The sequence below is a fragment of the Pseudoalteromonas sp. SG45-5 genome (genome assembly GCF_014164085.1).
Lineage (GTDB): Bacteria > Pseudomonadota > Gammaproteobacteria > Enterobacterales > Alteromonadaceae > Pseudoalteromonas > Pseudoalteromonas aliena.
In genome coordinates, this window is sequence record NZ_JACJEM010000038.1 from 1 (window position 1) to 17,830 (window position 17,830).

12 protein-coding genes and 1 pseudogene are annotated in these 17,830 nt (G+C 36.8%); 3 read left to right on the forward strand and 10 right to left on the reverse strand.

Features of this window, described 5'->3' with window-relative positions:
- Positions 1–210: 210 nt before the first annotated feature.
- The 6 genes from H5119_RS12995 to aspS all read right to left on the reverse strand — a co-directional run bounded on the left by H5119_RS12995 (position 211) and on the right by aspS (position 5,896).
- Complete coding sequence (locus H5119_RS12995) at positions 211–1,371, reverse strand: lipase family protein (protein ID WP_259398974.1); 1,161 nt, start codon at positions 1,369–1,371, stop codon at positions 211–213.
- A gap of 16 nt (positions 1,372–1,387) precedes the next feature.
- Positions 1,388–1,906 (reverse strand): DUF6795 domain-containing protein, encoded by a 519-nt coding sequence (locus tag H5119_RS13000; RefSeq protein WP_182702521.1) that lies wholly within the window; start codon positions 1,904–1,906, stop codon positions 1,388–1,390.
- A 294-nt stretch (positions 1,907–2,200) separates the two neighbouring features.
- Entirely contained in the window at positions 2,201–2,746 is a 546-nt protein-coding gene (locus tag H5119_RS13005; protein WP_182702522.1) for a DUF6795 domain-containing protein, read from the reverse strand.
- Positions 2,747–3,160: 414 nt separating this feature from the next.
- Entirely contained in the window at positions 3,161–3,751 is a 591-nt protein-coding gene (locus H5119_RS13010) for a pentapeptide repeat-containing protein (protein ID WP_404936251.1), read from the reverse strand.
- A gap of 20 nt (positions 3,752–3,771) precedes the next feature.
- Positions 3,772–4,002, reverse strand: coding sequence for a hypothetical protein (locus H5119_RS13015; protein WP_138585234.1), 231 nt, complete (start codon positions 4,000–4,002; stop codon positions 3,772–3,774).
- A gap of 115 nt (positions 4,003–4,117) precedes the next feature.
- Positions 4,118–5,896 (reverse strand): aspartate--tRNA ligase, encoded by a 1,779-nt coding sequence (gene aspS, locus H5119_RS13020; RefSeq protein ID WP_182702524.1) that lies wholly within the window; start codon positions 5,894–5,896, stop codon positions 4,118–4,120.
- A gap of 247 nt (positions 5,897–6,143) precedes the next feature.
- Between aspS and H5119_RS13025 the strand changes: the two genes are divergently transcribed.
- From H5119_RS13025 to H5119_RS13035, 3 genes and pseudogenes are all read left to right on the forward strand, one after another.
- Entirely contained in the window at positions 6,144–6,992 is an 849-nt protein-coding gene (locus tag H5119_RS13025; protein WP_182702525.1) for a DUF72 domain-containing protein, read from the forward strand.
- A 24-nt stretch (positions 6,993–7,016) separates the two neighbouring features.
- Positions 7,017–7,403: pseudogene (locus H5119_RS13030) on the forward strand (YgjP-like metallopeptidase domain-containing protein); the annotation flags it as partial.
- A gap of 242 nt (positions 7,404–7,645) precedes the next feature.
- Entirely contained in the window at positions 7,646–8,170 is a 525-nt protein-coding gene (locus H5119_RS13035; protein WP_182702526.1) for a YgjP-like metallopeptidase domain-containing protein, read from the forward strand.
- A gap of 112 nt (positions 8,171–8,282) precedes the next feature.
- Here H5119_RS13035 and H5119_RS13040 read toward each other — a convergent pair whose 3' ends face one another.
- Genes H5119_RS13040 through H5119_RS13055 form a run of 4 tightly spaced genes read right to left on the reverse strand, consistent with a single transcriptional unit; the run spans position 8,283 to position 17,796 of the window.
- The gene (locus H5119_RS13040) at positions 8,283–12,335 is read right to left on the reverse strand and encodes a hypothetical protein (RefSeq protein WP_182702527.1); all 4,053 of its coding nucleotides are present in this window, start codon (positions 12,333–12,335) and stop codon (positions 8,283–8,285) included.
- Between the two features lie 9 nt (positions 12,336–12,344).
- Positions 12,345–13,232 carry an HNH endonuclease gene (locus H5119_RS13045; protein WP_182702528.1) on the reverse strand — a complete coding sequence of 296 codons (888 nt, stop codon included), beginning with the start codon at positions 13,230–13,232 and terminating at the stop codon, positions 12,345–12,347.
- A complete protein-coding gene (locus tag H5119_RS13050) occupies positions 13,232–14,806 on the reverse strand; it encodes an AAA family ATPase (protein ID WP_182702529.1) in 1,575 nt (524 codons plus the stop codon). The genes H5119_RS13045 and H5119_RS13050 overlap by 1 nt, the downstream gene beginning before the upstream one ends.
- Positions 14,806–17,796 carry a type I restriction endonuclease subunit R gene (locus H5119_RS13055; RefSeq protein ID WP_182702530.1) on the reverse strand — a complete coding sequence of 997 codons (2,991 nt, stop codon included), beginning with the start codon at positions 17,794–17,796 and terminating at the stop codon, positions 14,806–14,808. The genes H5119_RS13050 and H5119_RS13055 overlap by 1 nt, the downstream gene beginning before the upstream one ends.
- Positions 17,797–17,830: the final 34 nt, after the last annotated feature.

Consider the following 17,830-nt stretch of genomic DNA (forward strand, 5'->3'; position numbering starts at 1 on the left):
CCGAAAAAATAATTCAGTTCTAGGCGTAAATTGATGTAAATGGTTGTTCCCTTTGCGAAATTTACAACAAAGAAATGGGTTGTTTTAGCAAGTAAAATAGATCAGCTATTTATTGGAATTGGTATAAGACAGGCCGAATTATGTGAACTACTTGCAGTTAAAGCTGCCAATCAATACTTGTCTTATTTAACTTACATACCAAACACCGCGCTATAAACCTTTGAGTGCTAGTTTTGCCATGCTGGTCAAGGTGTTTATCATTAGAGTTAAAGTACTCCTTATAAACTTGTAAGATAATTCAATGGCCTTAAAGGGTAATCCACAAAATGAAAGGATGTGGCCCAAAATACCTCTTACATCTTCGGTATTACCTTTTGATATATCAATACTGTCCGTTAACACTTTTGCAATTCTATCGTAAACCGTAAGGGTATTCGAAATATCAGCTTGTATCGCATGTAATCTGCCCGACGCATGTAAATGAGTTATAATCGCTTCGCCAATTGTTCTTGCCCAACGAGTTGTTGGTCTAGCTTGCAAGCGCTTATCATAATCAAGTTTTACTTGGCGTCTTAATCTAGATTCCTTCCCTTTATTGATTGCAGCATAGCTCTTAAAGCAACTAGCAGTATGTAAATACCCTGGTGTTTTTTCCGTCATACTGTGAGCTTTTGCTGTTATTGTCGGTGCACCATGCAAGATGTATTCATCCTCGGTGTGCACAAAAGGCCACACAGGCACTAGCGGAACTGGGTCGCCAGCATGGACACAACGATAAATACCATTATCGGTCGCATAAACGGTTTTTAATGCAAAGCTTGGATACCCCACCCTAGGGGCACCAAAGGTATATAGTTTTACATTAGCGTTAAAGTGTTTCTTTAACCAGTTTGTAGCTAGATTAGCTAACGCGCCTCCTAAGCTATGACCAACAACATGAATATTTAGACCTGTTCTTGATTGCGAAGCGGCTAATGTGAAGTAATCTTCAAGCTGCTGCTTTAATGAATTAAAAGTGTTATTAAATCCAGCATGAACAGGTTGCCCATTAGCGCATGTATTCACACCACAGTGTAAATCAGTAATAATATCACGCTTCTTTTCCGTCCCTCTTAAGGCTATTACAAAGTCACCTTCAAATGGCCCTCGTTTGCCTTTTGCTATACAGCCGAAAGGAGTTGTATGTTTAAATATTCTTTCTAAAACACTGCCACTAATTGCTTGCAAATTATCACTTTCAAAAGAAAACCCTACTGCCAACCTACTATGGTAGAGACTTTTTTGAGTTCCGCCGTTACGGTTTACATCATAAGCTACCGAAGCAAACAATGCAGCTAACTCCGGTGTTAATACATTCATATTTGTACTCATTCCAATATCCTTATTGTCAAATTCCGCTTATCATCCGATCAAAATCGGCTTCAAGATCTATTAAAACAAAATCGTCGTCCCATCGACAGATACTTTTTGCACAGTACGAATTCTGACACGATGTACCTTTAAAGGAAAAAAAAACTTCCTCATTAATAATGTCGCCATTCAACGAGTTCAACTTATCGGCATACTCTTGAATAACAGCAATTCCACTAGGGTTACTTGACCATAATATAAAGTTGTCGCCACCGTATTGGGCTGTAATTTCCTGCCATCTTATCCTCTCTGCTATTAGCAAAGCAGGCTGACTGGATCTCAAGCTCATTTCTGGCATTTCAAATTCGCCATTGCTATCTGTAAAACACTCATCTTTTGTGTATTTACCATCAGAATAACTAAGTGATCTTAATATTCTTACATTGGCAAGAGGCGCACCATTATTAACTAAACGGCCTTTCACTTCGGGACATAAATGTACTTTGTGAGTACCTATATGATTATTGATCTTTCTTAATATTTCAGAAAATGACATCAGCGAACCTTAAAATTACCGTTAGCTGACAAAGTAGGAAATATTCCATATTTATATTGCCAACATCCTTGTAAAAAAAGCAATATAACAAAAAAATGTAAAATTGCAAATTAACTAAAATAACAGCTACTCTGAAATCTTTCCTTTGATCACATCACCTGTTTGATCTTTCTTAAATTAAGCAATTACTATTGATTCACTCTCCTATCTAGCAAGTGTATAATTTGCCTAATATTATAAAGGTGCTTTAATAGTTACTTTTTAAGTTTCGCCTTTGACAAAAACAGCCCCCATTCAAGTTGATATATTTTTTATTCTGGTTTGGCTATCCTGATCAATAAACTTATATAGATCATCATTGTTAACTTCTTGAAAATTTTCTTTCCAACGGCATATACTAACGCCATTATATTCATTAATAAGATGATTATCTTTAAATGAGAATAAGATTTCTTCGTCAGTAATATAACCATTTAAGGTCCGTAACTTATTTGCGTATTCAGGTTTCGTGTTTATACCCGAATTCTCACTTGACCATAATAAAAAAACCTCATTTTTATTATGTACAAATATCCTTTGAAAAGTAAACCTTTCAGCTATTAACAAAGCAGGCTGACTGGATCTCAAGCTCATTTCTGGCATTTCAAATTCGCCATTACTATCTGCAAAACACTCATCTTTTGTGTATTTACCATCAGAATAACTAAGTGATCTTGATATTTTTACATTAGCAAGAGGAGTACCGTTATTGACTAAACGGCCTTTTATTTCGGGACATAAATGTACTTTATGAGTACCAATATAATTATTGAGCTTTCTTAATATTTCAGAAAATGACATCTGCAAACCTTTAAGTTACCGCTAGCTAACAAAGTAGATAATATTCCGTATTTATATTGCCAGATAGCTTATCCACGACTGTTTTAATCTCGATAATTTGTTTGTTTTAATCAATATTAAATTGCGTTGCGCCAAAAAAATTGCTGTTCCCCTTGCGCGTAAGGTTTGTAACCTAATGGACTCAGTAACGGCTCCTGCGTTACTCTAATGGCTTTCATCTCTGTAAGAATGAGCAAAAATAGAGCAGTGAAAAGTTAATCGCCCCTAGTTCAAGCTCAAAAGGCAGCGCATATTTGGCATTTTAATGCGCTATCGCCTATTTATGGGAAATAGCCACACATCATAGGTTCTACCTTGCCTAAAAATCAAATAGCTTGCTGGCAAATTCAACTACCAAAGTTCAACACGCCTTTATTAATCACACAGCTCTATATTAAGGCTGGTAAGCAAATTAAGTGCTTCGAAGCGATCAAACTTAGCATTCGCTAAGATATTATTATTCAAATCTATATTAAACGCTGTCGCACCTACAAAATCGCATTTTGTTAGGTTAGTTTGAAAAAACTCACTATCGCGAAAATCTGTTCCTGTAAACTTACTACCGCTTAAATCAGCGTGTCTAAAATCAACGTTTTTAGCAAAGCAATGTGTTAGTTTGAGGGCTTTAAGGGTTAATTCAAAAAAAGAACTATTACTGAGCTCGCAATAATTAAAGCTCACAGGCGCATTAATACAAAGCGCTGGCCAATCTACATCAGCCCATTGCACATTATTTAATTTACAGTGGCTAAAATACACATTTTCAAGCGAGCTGTAGTTCCATTTAAGTGACGACAGATTACAGTTTTTAAAACTGCATTCTATAAATCGGCAATGTTTAAACTGCCCGTATACAAAGTCGCAATCGGTAAATGTGCACTGTTCAAATTCTGAATTTTCAGTTGTTTGCTCTGCGTGTTGCAAAGTACTAAATTGTTGTTCGAAATAATGAGTATGATTGGCAATTAACACTGTTGACTTAATTTTTAATGAGCATAGGCGCTATTTTTAGGTAAATCTTTTCTTAGCGCAAGCACAGCAATAAAAATTAAACCAAATAGTGGGAATAATGCTAAGCATCCACCAACAAAGGCCAAAATGCTTGGCATGTTACTTTTACGCTTACCGACTTTATAACTAATAAAGGCAAATATAGGGATGCAAAATAAAATGAAAAAAACTAAAAACTCACCAAATAGAGTTAAATTAACAGACATAGGAATTCCTTTTCATGCGTGGTTAAATTATGAACACCCTTAAATTTAAGCACAAAAAAACCCTTAAGCAAACAACTCAAGGGTTTTTATATTAATCGCTATTTGCTAAACAGAATTACTCTTCGCTAGAAGGCGCTTTTTCTACAACACTAATTGCAAGTTCAGCTAACGAATCAAGGTTAGGCTTACTAGGCGCGTTAGTTAATAAACACGACGCTTGTGTTGTTTTAGGGAAAGCAATAACGTCACGAATGTTATCGGTACCACATAAAAGCATTGCTAAACGGTCAAGGCCAAATGCTAAACCAGCATGTGGTGGTGTACCGTATTTAAGTGCATCAAGTAAAAAGCCAAATTTGTCTTGTTGCTCTTGCTCGTTAATACCTAAAATTCTAAATGCAGTTTCTTGCATATCTGCATTATGAATACGTACCGAACCGCCACCCACTTCGTAGCCGTTTAATACCATGTCGTAGGCATCTGAAATAGCCGCAGCAGGGTTTGCTTCAAGCTCACTTGCAGTAATATCTTTTGGTGCAGTGAATGGATGATGCACAGCATGTAATGTACCTTCGTCATCTTCTTCAAACATTGGGAAGTCTACAACCCAAAGTGGTGCCCAACTGTTAAGGTTAGTGATTTCTAAGTCAACACCAATCTTAACGCGCAGTGCGCCCATTGCTTCATTTACTGTGTTGCGTTTATCGGCACCGAATAAAATGATATCGCCAGACTGAGCATTAGTACGCTCAAGTAATTTAGTAATTACGTCTTCACTTAAAAATTTAGCCACTGGTGACTGAACACCTTCAACGCCTGCAGTGTGGTCATTTACTTTCATCCACGCCATACCTTTAGCGCCGTAAATACCAATAAACATAGTGTAATCGTCAAGCTGTTTACGAGAAAGCTTAGCGCCACCCGGTACAGTTAATACAGCAACGCGACCTTTTTCGTCGTTAGCTGGACCTGAGAAAACATTAAACTCTACATCTTTCACTAAATCTGCAACATCAACTAATTTCATTGGGTTACGCAAATCTGGCTTATCAGAACCGTAAAGGCTCATTGCCTCGCTGTAAGGCATGATTGGAAAATCGCCTAAATCAACGTTTAACAATGTTTGCCACATCTCGCGGATCATTTTTTCAGTCATACCACGTACTTGATCAGAGCTCATGAACGAGGTTTCTATATCTATTTGGGTAAATTCTGGTTGACGATCGGCACGTAAATCTTCATCACGGAAACATTTAACAATTTGGTAGTAACGGTCAAAACCCGACATCATCAACAATTGCTTAAACAACTGCGGCGACTGCGGTAATGCGTAAAAACTACCTTTATGAACGCGGCTTGGCACTAAGTAATCGCGTGCGCCTTCTGGCGTTGCTTTAGTAAGTACAGGTGTTTCGATGTCTAAAAAGCCGTTTTCATCTAAAAAGCGACGAACAAAGCTGCTTGCTTTAGCACGTAATTTAATACGGTCACTCATTTCGAGACGACGTAGGTCTAGGTAGCGGTATTTTAAACGACGCTCTTCAGAGTTTACTTGGTTAAAATCAAGTGGAAGCGGTTCAGAGCGGTTAATAATTGTAAGCTCAGTACCTAAAATCTCAATCTCGCCTGTCGCCATGTCTTTATTTACTTGGCTATCTGGGCGTGCACGTACAGTGCCTTTTAGCTGAACACAAAATTCTTGGCGAAGTGTGTTCGCTGAACTCATTAGCTCTTCAATGTCAGAGTCGAATACAACTTGCACTAAACCTTCTCTATCGCGTAAATCGACAAAGATAAGTCCACCAAGGTCACGTCGTTTGTTGATCCAGCCACATAGTTCTACTTCTTGATCTACGTGAGTTTTATTTAGCTGTCCGCAATATATAGAGCGCATAGTTTTCCTGTCAGATAAAAGGCTTGAACGGTTATATTTATTTGTTTTAAGACGTGTGATTCAAAAAGCAGGTCACCACAATACAAATAAAGCCGCTAGCAATCTAAAAATAATCAAATTAAGCCCTGCATTATACTCAACTAACATTAAGATGCTAGGGCGTGTACGGCTTTTACCCTTGAATTTACAGCAGCTCGTTTTGTTATTTGCTACACTATCGCCACTTTATAATAAGGCGCTAGTTTGTATGTTATATATTGGATGCCCTCAGTGGTCGAGCAACGCATGGAAAGGCAATTTATTTTCAAGCCAATGTAAAAACGCCGATATGCTTAGCCAATACGCTCAGCATTTTAATTCAGTTGAAGGCAATACCAGCTTTTACGCCGACCCATCGCCAAGCACCGTGTTGCGCTGGGCAAACAGCGTTCCCGACGATTTTAAATTTACGTTTAAGTTTAATCGTCGCTTTAGCCACGAATTGCACCTTACTAATGTGCAAACCGAGCTTACTGATTGGCTAAACTTGTTTACTCCTATTTTAGAAAAAACTGGGCAAATCATGCTGCAATTACCTAAAGCATTTGGCCCTGACGACTTACCCAAACTCGCCCAATTTATTAGCCTATTACCAAAAGAGGTTAATTACGGTGTAGAGGTACGTCATACTGCGTTTTTTCAAAAAGGTGAAGCCGAAATAGCGCTTAATCAGTTATTAATGGCAAACAACATAAATCGCATATCGATGGATACTCGCGCCCTCTTTGCCGTAAAACCAACAACCGACGCGCTAATAGATGCACAACAAAAAAAGCCGCATTTACCCGTGCATGCCATTGCTACAAGCACGCAACCCATGGCGCGCTTTATTATAGCCGATTTACAAAACGACTATAAACCCTTTTATAAACCGTGGCTAAGTAAAATAAAACAATGGCTTGATGAAGGAAAAACGCCTTATGTGTTTTTTCATACGGCAGATAACCGAGAAGCGCCATTATTAGCAAGGCAGTTTTGTAAGGACCTTGGTTATAATCACAAAGCATTAAACCCATTTACTGGCGAAAAAGAAGCCCACCAGCAAGCACTTTTTTAAAAGTAAAACGACAGAGAAATAATAATGAGTGAATACGCACGTTACTTTACCGGCTACCCAGCTAACATTGTTGAGCAAGTATTAAGCCTTATAAGTAACAACAAGGTATGTGACTACTTACTTAAAAAGTATCCGCAAGCACACACTATTACCAGCGATAAACTACTTTATAGCTACGCCACAGAGCTTAAAAAACAGTATTTAAAAAACGCCCCACCGTTTGGCCGTGCTGCATTTAAAAAACAAGGCGACATGGTCACCAACGCACTTGGTACGCACACTTACCGTATGCAAGGTAAAACCCGTAAGCACGATTTAGCGATTAACAGCGACTTGCTGCGCGCTCCAGAGCCGTTATTAAAAGCGTTAGTGGTACATGAGCTCGCCCACTTTAAAGAAAAAGACCACAATTATTCCTAACAACCGATTATTGGCTAAATGTTGTCAACTTATGTATGGCTATTGTAGGTCAACATCACTAAATATTTAGCTCAAAAAAAGATGCTCTTTCTTCTTGCACTAAAAAAACAATAATTAATTTATTTGACCTAAAGCTCGACGAAAGATGGATGGTTAGCAGTTGTCACTATCAGAGTAAAAATAAGTAAGGTACAATTTTCTTTATTCAATTACCAAAGCTTAAAAATACCTAAATGTCATCTTCAAAAGTTAAGTCAGCCCCGTTGAAATATTTATCGTCATATTCACTTGGAGTACAAGATCAAATTCTAAAGATGATTGAACAAGATACATTAGGTCAATTTTTACTTAAAAAACATCCCAAAGTGCATAATATTAACAATGATAAATTGCTTCGTGAATACGTCATGAATTTGAAGAATACTCATCTACGAAAATCTTCCCCATTAAGTAAAGTTATTTACGATAAAAAAATACATGTAGTAAACAATGCTCTAGGCATGCATACATTTGTTTCTAGAGTTCAGGGTAATAAGTTAAAAAGTAAAAATGAAATACGCATTAGTGATATTTTCAAAACAGCACCTGAAGTATTTTTAGAAATGATTGTTGTTCATGAGTTAGCCCACATCAGGATCAAGCCACACGACAAGGCATTTTATCAATTGTGCCAACATATGCTACCAGACTACCATCAACTAGAGTTTGAGATGCGTTTATATCTAACTCAAGTAGAATTAAAAGGTCAAATTTACTAATAAAAATTTGATATTTATTACTACGTATAATTTCTGAGGTTACCAATAACTAAATAAGATTTACATTTGGGAACTAAAACATATAAAAACAACTCAATTAGATATAGATTTATCACAGTGTTTTTTCTTTAGAAACATCCAATACGAAAACATCAATAAACCCCTTTATCTCTGGCGGGATTTCAGTTTCAATTGATTCTTTTAATTCCTTTGCATTGGTTATTTGGTGCCTCTTTTTGTTAGCAACGTTTTCATCAGGGCCAAACCAAATCACAAGGTATATTCCTTGTTGTTCTGCATCAGGGTGAATCGAGTAGCGTTCATAAAGTTGAGTCGATGCAGCAGTGTATAGCTCCGGATGCCATTGCCCTTTTGCTTCAATTACAAGTAACCGTCTTTTGCCATCAATCATCTTGGCGGCAGTAATATCAATCCGATTTTGGTTTTGAGTCTGGTGTTCAGAGGTAATGATGATATTTTGAGGGTGGAGGCGTAAACTCAGCCTTTCCGCAATTATCTCAACAGACTCTACTTCACCTAGACGTTCATCACCTGTTGTTTTGTTACTTCTATAAAAACGATTCGCGGCATTAAATTCACCGCCATCAATATCTTTTTGATAGTTATTCAACTCTAAAATTATTAGTTGTCGTAGCCCCTCCACTGTCACTACCGCATTGTCATCTAATAACTCTATAATTTTTTGTGGTGAAGGTGGCTTAAAATCTCTTAGTGCTTTTTTCCTTAGTTGCTCTGCTTGTATACTTTTCAATGAACTATGCATTTCTAGATATAGAGGGTTACATAAAAGAGTACCAAGTACAGGAAGTGCCTTGTCGGGACCGTCGCTACCTATTTGCCAAATAATATTTGTTAAAAAACGATAGGCGGTTTCTTCAGGAGGGCTCCCTGTCCCAAAATGACCTGGCAATACGACTTGAGGCCAGTCTGAAAAAAAAGCTTTCAATATTTCTAGAATTTTATTGGACGTTAGATTTGGCCAATTTGGATGATCACTTCTATTCATTCGACCAGAACGTTTATCAAATAAAAAGATTGCACCTTTATCTTTCTTGAGGAAATTCCAATAAGGTACTGTTTGCTCTGTACTTAAAAAATAAAACGCTCTGACAAACCAAAACTTTTGTCTTTGCTCAAATACATCAGCATCTATTTGAGCAGGTTTTTCCTGTAAAAGCTGAGAACAACGCATTAGAATAATACCGTGTAGCTCTGCACTACTTCCGAATTGAGTTGCAATCTCAAAAAGTGTATTCATTGCGTAATACGTCAACTCCTCGAAACGACCAAGCCAATCAATTGATAACTTTCCTTTCAACGGACTGAATATGTCATCGTTATTTAACAAGTCAACTTCAGGGTGAGCACATATTGGGCTTACCAGCTGAGGTACAAGGTACTCTATAAGAAAACCTTCAGCCGCATCTATATTTGGAAAAAGTAAGCGATCTAACTCAATTTTAATTGCATTAACTTCATCTTGACCAACCATACGATGACCAATATTCAAATTCGTTCTCAGAGCAAAAAGCAAAGATGTTTTTACCTCCTCTAAATTCCCAGTCTCGCGTATGATTTCTATACAAGCAGCATAAAGGATAGTTTCAACTCTCAAACTTTTTGATTCGCACTGTAAATTAGCTAACTTTGTTAAATCAGGAATACTAGGTTCAATAAATTCTAAGCAATTTCTTAAGGAATTACGAACTAGTGGTTCATCACCAAACTCATCTTTAATCTTATCTGGATTGTCTAAGACCAAATAAGCAAAACGTTCCAAGTAACCAAAGTGTTTCCCTTCTTCTATCAACTTTCTATTTTCTTGAATGTAATTTATGTTTTCGGCATTAATTTGTAATTTACGGATATCACGTCGCCTCATTGAGCGACGATATTTTACATCCCACTTTCTGTTCTCATGTTTAGCTTGATTAGACAACTCTCTACTCTGCAATGCCCACCTACTCATAAATTCAGGTTTCTCATTTGCTTGTTTTCTCATCTGCTTTCGTAAAGTGTCAGTACCTTTTATTTCTGACCAGTAATTATGAGAGTGTTGTGATAAGAAACTTGTCCATAATTGAATGTTGTTCCGTTCAAATGCCAAGTCCACAATGAATCTATGATCGTCTAGAGTCAGATTAAGTCCAGCATGTGAGTAACGCCCTCCGAAAGAATGTATTCTTGTATCAAATATAAGTTCACGATCTGTTAAATCGCCGAAAACATGCGCAATAATGCTTTTTCGTAACGTTATATCCTCCTGCAGTACCTTTACCGATTTAATGTCTTGAGTGTTTCCTTGACCTGTAAAGTTTAAGTTTTTGACCCAAGTCCAAACTTGTATGGGGTTATAAGAGAGGTTAATTAATTCGAAATAATTATCTAACAAAGAACCAATTACTTTACTTATTCCTGTTCTACATTCACATTCATATGCAGACTTTTTACAATCACAAGTTAAGCCATTACTTAAAGTATCTAACAGCGATTCTGTTTGGCTTTCTTTTAGTTGAAATATAAAACGTTTAACAAAATAGCGACTCGCTAGAGTTCGAGACATATATTGTTCTTTACTTGGATATAAGTTCGCACAATTACGTAAAAAGGTTTCCAGCTCTTCGAGAGAAAATGTTTCAGGTCCAAGTGTTTCAATTACTTTCGAAGCAAGGTTAAGTGATGAGTTACTAGCTTCCTTGATTAAACAACTCAAATCCAATCGAGGTTTATAACATTTAGAACTGATAAGGCAGTTGATTGCTAACATTCGTGTCTGCATAGTTTCTGAAGGAACTAACAATAACTCTCTTAACTCTTTAATTAGTAAGCTTACAGCATCGGTATCCACCAGGAGCTCAAGTAATAAGTCTCGTAGGTCGCCATCACTTCCCACTGTTATTATTGGTCTAACTTCATTTATAACTTCCGGTGTAAAAAAACCTGCAACGCTAAATCTACGCCAAGAATCACTTCGTCTAAAGTAAGGGTCTTCGGCCTCAATATCCTTTAACCTAGATAACAATTTACCTTTTGACGAAGGACTTAATTGAGAAGGGTCTCCATTAGCAAGAACAGCGTATGGGTCTACCATAATTGCAGCTTCTTCAACTTTTTTAAAGCCCAATGATGCCATCCAGCCTAGTAAGCCCCTTAACTCATCACGAACGGTGCTGTTTGGGGCGATGACGGCTAAGCAATGATCCATAGTCAACGAATCTGATGGAGAAGAAATGCGCTTGGTAAGATAATCGGCAGCACAGTATTCAGAAACTATTTTATGAACGGGTCTATGCTGATCAGGATTATCTCCAGGCTTAAATAGTCTAGTCGCTAGAATACTGCTAACACTTCTATCATTACTGATGAGGGAACCTATGAATGGAAACATTCTATTTTCATTTACTTCATTTATACTTAGTCCTTCAACTCCAGCTAACAAAAATTTGGCAAAAACCTCCGAAGCTAATTCTATTTTCTGACTACTCGATAACGCTCCTGTAGGTTTATTACTAGCATTTACTTCTCTCGCCAAACTTCTAATAGCAAGAGTAAAAATTGATCGTTTATCAGGAAAATGTCCATCACTTTCTACATAACCATCTGCGAACAATTTAAGGAATTGTGGGTTAGGAAGGAGTGGTTCCAATGAAAAACGAGTAACTTCGGTTTGAAATTCGTCAAAAGAATCCAGCTTGGTATGATGGTGATAAATTTCTCGCTGCTCTGATTCACTAAACTCACACAGCCTGACGACAATAGGTTTATGACCGATAAACTGCTCAAAAGTATTCGTAGCTGAACTATCCCATTCGCTGGATCGACTCGATACTATAAAACATTTGGGTTTTGCCTTCGCGACATTAGCTAGAAGCTTATGAATACCGGTATTATCTACTTTAGCTAGTTCATCAAAAGCATCAATAAGCAAAGGGGTACCTACATTATTAGCTCCTAGAGAACTAAATACATTTGCAGTTATTTCTTTTGTACCTAACCGCCTAGCCAGACTACTTAATAGCTCAGTCTTACCTGCTCCTGGTTCCGCGAGGATTACAATATAGTTTGAAACAGTAAGTAAAACTTCTTCTGTGTAATTTTCATTATCAATAAAGAGTGTTCGGTTGAGATAAAATTCCTGAGACATGAAAATATATTACCTCTCAAAAAACGGTAGGGAGTTTGCTAAACATTGATACATTACTTTTTTCCAGTGATTATCAAATTGGTCGGAGTCGATAATTGGTTGCAAGTTAGCTTCAACAAATGCATCTTTTATCTGAGCGGAAGTTGCATTAGGGTTAAATTTAAAAATCATTTTTTTAAATGCGTTTTTTTGATCAATAACTTCACTTAAATGCTTTCCTGCTTCCAAGCGATACCTGTTAGCTAAGCTTAATGATTTAAAGTGGTTTTTCGCCCTATTTATATCTTCTACCCTCCAAGTTACAGGGCACTGAACAAAGTACCTTAAAGCACCATCATCTTCATTTAAATACTCAGCAAAAACCCATTGTTCTTGATAAAAAAGATCTTTATCAACATATGGATGAATAGCCTGGTCGTCTTCTAAAGTGGCATAATCTTGACCTTTCTCACCCATGTTACAATCACGGCAAGAAGGAACTAAATTAAGCGGCATTACTGAAAATTCAGGAAAATGAGCTTTGGGTAAAAAATGATCTAAATTCTTGGTTTGTCCTATATCACCACAAAATGGACAACGCTCTCCAGAAGAAACCAACAATGTATCGTAATAATCTCTTGCAGGTTTATCTTTATCACGTAAATTATTTTCATATAGATTAACTAATTTCCTCTTTGTCATGTGACCAACAACTGGAGTTGTATTAGTTAAAGGGTTAACTTTAGGGTACGCGTATAAATTACCAGCCAGACTTAATGCTTGGTATTGTTGTTCTTTTGCGTAAAAGGTTAGGAAAAGCGAAATAAAGTTATTTCTAACATTAACTTGTTCCATTCCTTCTGAGCACTTTAATAACATATCATTGAAAGAAATATCAGGTAGGGCTAGTCTTTTCATTATGCTTTATTCGCATCCCTACTTAAAACCATTGCTTTTAAAACGGTTCTGCCTTCTAAGCCTATTTGATTTTTATATTCTGATAATATTTCATCATACGATGCCCCAGACTCAACAGACCTAGTTAGAAGCGAGTGATATCCTGAATTCTTAACTTCTAAAGCAAATACTTCACGAGTTAATACACCAAGATTTTCTCCAAAAGTTTCTATTTCTGGTCTTTCAACTGCAATAGCTTCTCTAACGCGATTGACTTTCCATACACATGATTTAGGTACTTCTTGAAGAACAACAGGGGAATGAGTAGCGATTATTGCTACTCCATTATTGATATACAATAAATTACTTAAGGTACGCAAAAACGCAGACAAAAGAGGTGGGTGTAGATGCCCCTCTGGCTCATCTAACAATACAAGAGATTTCTCCCCAACAGTATTAACTAATCTCGTGATAGTAAATAATACAATGGCATGGCCTGAACTCATGCACTGTAAGTAATTGGTAATGTCCTGATAAAATAACTCTTCAAATTTATTATTATCAATTTCAGTGTTTTTGTACTTTTCTTTAAGGTTGGCATACCTCGTGTTGAGGATGCTTAACCCCATATTTTCGAAGTTCTGATCGCTACTTAAACTATTAATAGCATCTAACCATAGCTCTTTTTTACTTTCATTACTTAAACAACCAATTAAAGCAGAAACAAACTCCTTACGAAGAGCTCCTAATGAATTTAAGCCTTCATTATTTTCTCTGCTTTTTAAACCAATATAAAAATACTTTGTTCCCTTAGCCGGGTCTGGTTGTTCTTGAGGAGGAGTAAAAGGGTCAAAAGCGCTAAATGAAACTGATACTAAGGAACGGAAATAACCTTTTGGTATTCTAGTTGTCCTTTGATCATTAATTTCTGTAAAAAAGCATTCGTTATTAGACGGTTGGGTAATTGCATCAATCATATTATTTAAGATTGTTGTTTTACCACATCCATTACGACCGATAAATGCATGGATATTGGTATTTGGCGTAGAGCGAACTTGGACTAAAAATGGTATTGTTAAATCACAATACTCGGCATGATTAGCTCTTGTAAAAGCGAAATTAAAACCAATGAATTTAAGACCAGATAATTCTCTAGCAAACTGCCCATGTATTTCTGATAAAGTAACATCACGAAGTAATGATACATTTAAAACATCTTCGTCTTCTATATCTTCGAGTTTTTCTGGGTTATAAACAATATCTTGTAATGAAGTCAGAATTTCCTTACTTAATTCTGAATCCAGTTTATTAAGTTTTTTGTAATATTCAACATCTGTCCCTAATGAAAAGTACTGTTCATTTAAAAGTGAAAAACTTTTATCAAACGTTGTATATGTACCTTTATCGGTGGTTTGCCCCTTAAACCCTATTTTAACGTCACCAATTTCATGCTTACTCCCTGTTTTATCAAAAATAGTCAGATAAAACATAGTAATAAAAGAATGATCATTCCAATAATCTACATTCAGGTATGCGGTGCTAATACCTGTAGTTGGTCTATAAGCATTTCTCGGAAGAACTACAAAATTCATCATTACATCCCACCATAAAACGTATTAACAAAGCCTTTTAGCTTTTCTGCCAACCTTGGTATTACTTTTTTGCGTTGTAATACACTAGGTGGCTTTTCCATGGTGGCTACAATGTCTTCACGCAACGGCTCTTGGTTGCTGAATATCATGCGTTCAACAAGTTCTTTTACGTTTTCTGGTATCAAGTGTTCTTCTTCAGCCATTGCTTGGGTAGCTTTTTCTTTTTCTACTTCCCAGTAAGCGGCAAAGGCATCGTCAACTTCTTCGGCTGACTGTACATCAGGCAGGTTTTCTTGAATGAATTTATCAATCAGCTCTTGTTTACTACGCAGTTCAGGATCTCCACCAATGGTTTGCATTAGTGATTTATACTGCTGCTGGTATTCTTCGTCAGAGTCAGATTGTTTAAGCTTGCTTAGTAGCTTTAAGATGTAAGCAACATTCACTTCATCCATTGCTAGTAACTCAAGCTCAAAGTCAATTTCTTCTAATATCGACTCTTTTTCAGGGGCTGTATTAGTTTTAACCTTGTCGTATAAATCGAGGTATTTACTTTTATAGTCTTCATATTCTTGTTCTTGAATACAAACATCATCAAACTTAAAGTCAGCAAAGGTAGAAAGCACATTACGTAACCGCATCAACTCCCTGAAAGCTTTAATAAACTCTAACTCAGCGTTTTCATCTTCAAGGCTATCAACGCTCGCTGTATCAGGTGCGATGATTTGCATTTGGTCTAACGCTTGGTTAAACATCTTAATGAATTCTTCATACGGCGGCATGATCACCGTATCTTTCGCATCCTTATTTGAAAACAGCGCTAAAGCATCATCGGTGCGCTTTTTCAGGTTACGAAAGCTAATAATGTTACCTTGCGACTTTTGCTCGTTTAAAATGCGATTGGTGCGTGAATATGCTTGTATTAACCCGTGATACTTAAGGTTCTTATCAACATAAAGTGTATTTAAGGTTTTACTATCGAACCCCGTTAAGAACATATTTACCACAAGCAAAATATCAACTTTTCGCTCACGCACTTTTTTAGAAATATCGTTGTAGTAGTTGTAGTAAGACTCGCTATCTTTAGTGGTATAACTACTGCCAAACATTTTGTTGTAGTCGCCTATAAACTCTTCCAGTCTATCTCGGCTATGGCTGGCTATACCTTCGTACTGGGCTTGAGGCTCTGCAACTTTATCTAATACAACTTCTTTACCCAAAACAGCTTCGTCTAAACCATCAGCATCTGGGTCTTCTTCGTTCGCGGCATACGAGAAAATAGTAGCGATTTTAAGGTTATGTTTATCTTCTGCCTTTTTCTGTGCAAATAGCTCATAGTACTTAATTAATGCTGGCACGCTTGAAACACAAAACATGCCGGTAAAGGCTTTGCTATGGGTTTTACGATTATGCTGAGCAATAATGTAGTCGGTTATTTTTTCTAACCGAACTTCAGACTCCATTAACTCTTTGGTGTCGATACCTTCAACGTCAATATCAACTTCATTGGCGCTATCTTTTTTCTTATAACGGCCCACATACTCAACATTAAACTTAAGTACGTTTTCGTCTTTAATAGCATCAACAATGGTGTACTTGTGTAATGGCTTATGGAATAAATCACTGGTGGTGTATTTACGAGAAAATTTAGACACCGCATTTTCAGCAAAAATAGGCGTACCAGTAAAACCAAACATTTGGTGATTCATAAAAAAATGGCGAATTCGCTTATGCGTATCACCAAACTGACTACGATGACATTCATCAAAAATAAATATCACGTTTTTATCTTTTACAGGTTCCATACGGCTTGAATAACGTTTATTGCTAATGGCGTTATTAAGCTTTTGAATAGTAGTAACAATCAACTTTTCATTACGGCGAGTATTAACCTTGCCACCTTTTGCTTTAGTTGATGACTGCTGTTCACCGTCTTTTTCAAGGTAATACACATCTTTACCGGTGAACTGGTCAACTAGTACTTTGGTTTTGTCTGTACCGTCTACACAACCTTTGATGAAGCTATTAAATTCTTTGGCGGTTTGATAATCCAAGTCTTTCCGGTCAACTACAAACACCACTTTGTGAATGGCGCTATCACCGGTAAGTAACTGAGCGGTTTTAAATGAAGTAAGTGTTTTACCTGAGCCGGTAGTATGCCAAATATAACCATTTTGCTTTTCTATTGATTGGTTACTAGCTTTTAATTTTTCACGCTCCGCCACCCCGTCAATAATCGCTTCAGTGGCGTATATTTGATATGGGCGCATCACCATTAATATACGATCTGTTTCGTTCAGCACCACGTATTTAGTGATCATATCGGTTAAATGATTAGGTGTTAAAAACACCTTGGCAAATTCGCCTAGCTCGGTATAACGGTCGTTATTTTCTTTTGCCCAGAAGAAGGTTTGTTTAAAGCTTTGCTTGCGGTTATTGGCGTAGTATTTGGTATTGACACCATTAGAGATAACAAACACCTGCACATATTGGAATAAGCCATCTTCAGCCCAATAAGAATGGCGCTGATAACGATTAATTTGATTAAACGCTTCTTTAAGCTCTAAACCACGGCGCTTTAATTCAATTTGCACTAGTGGCAAGCCGTTAACCAATATTGTTACGTCATAACGGTTTTTATAACGGCCTTCTACGGTAACTTGTTGCGTTACCTGAAAATGGTTTTGATTAACATCGTCATCAATAAAGCGGATATAACCTGCTGTGCCATCATCTTTGTTAATTTGTAGCCTATCACGCAGTATTTTTGCTTTATCAAATACATTACCTTTACCTAAGGCATTACGAATCTGTTTAAGCTCATTGTCACTTATTTCAAAGCCATTAAGCTTTGAAAGCTGCTTTTTTAAGTTAGCTCTTAATGACTCAACATCGGTGATGTTAACCTTTTCAAACTGCTGCTTACCTGCAACTTTTTTAGCAAGCTGAGCAACTAACTTATCTTCTAATTGTTGTTCTGACTGATAGGCCACATTAACTTCCTTTTCTTTTAGGCATAATCAATTT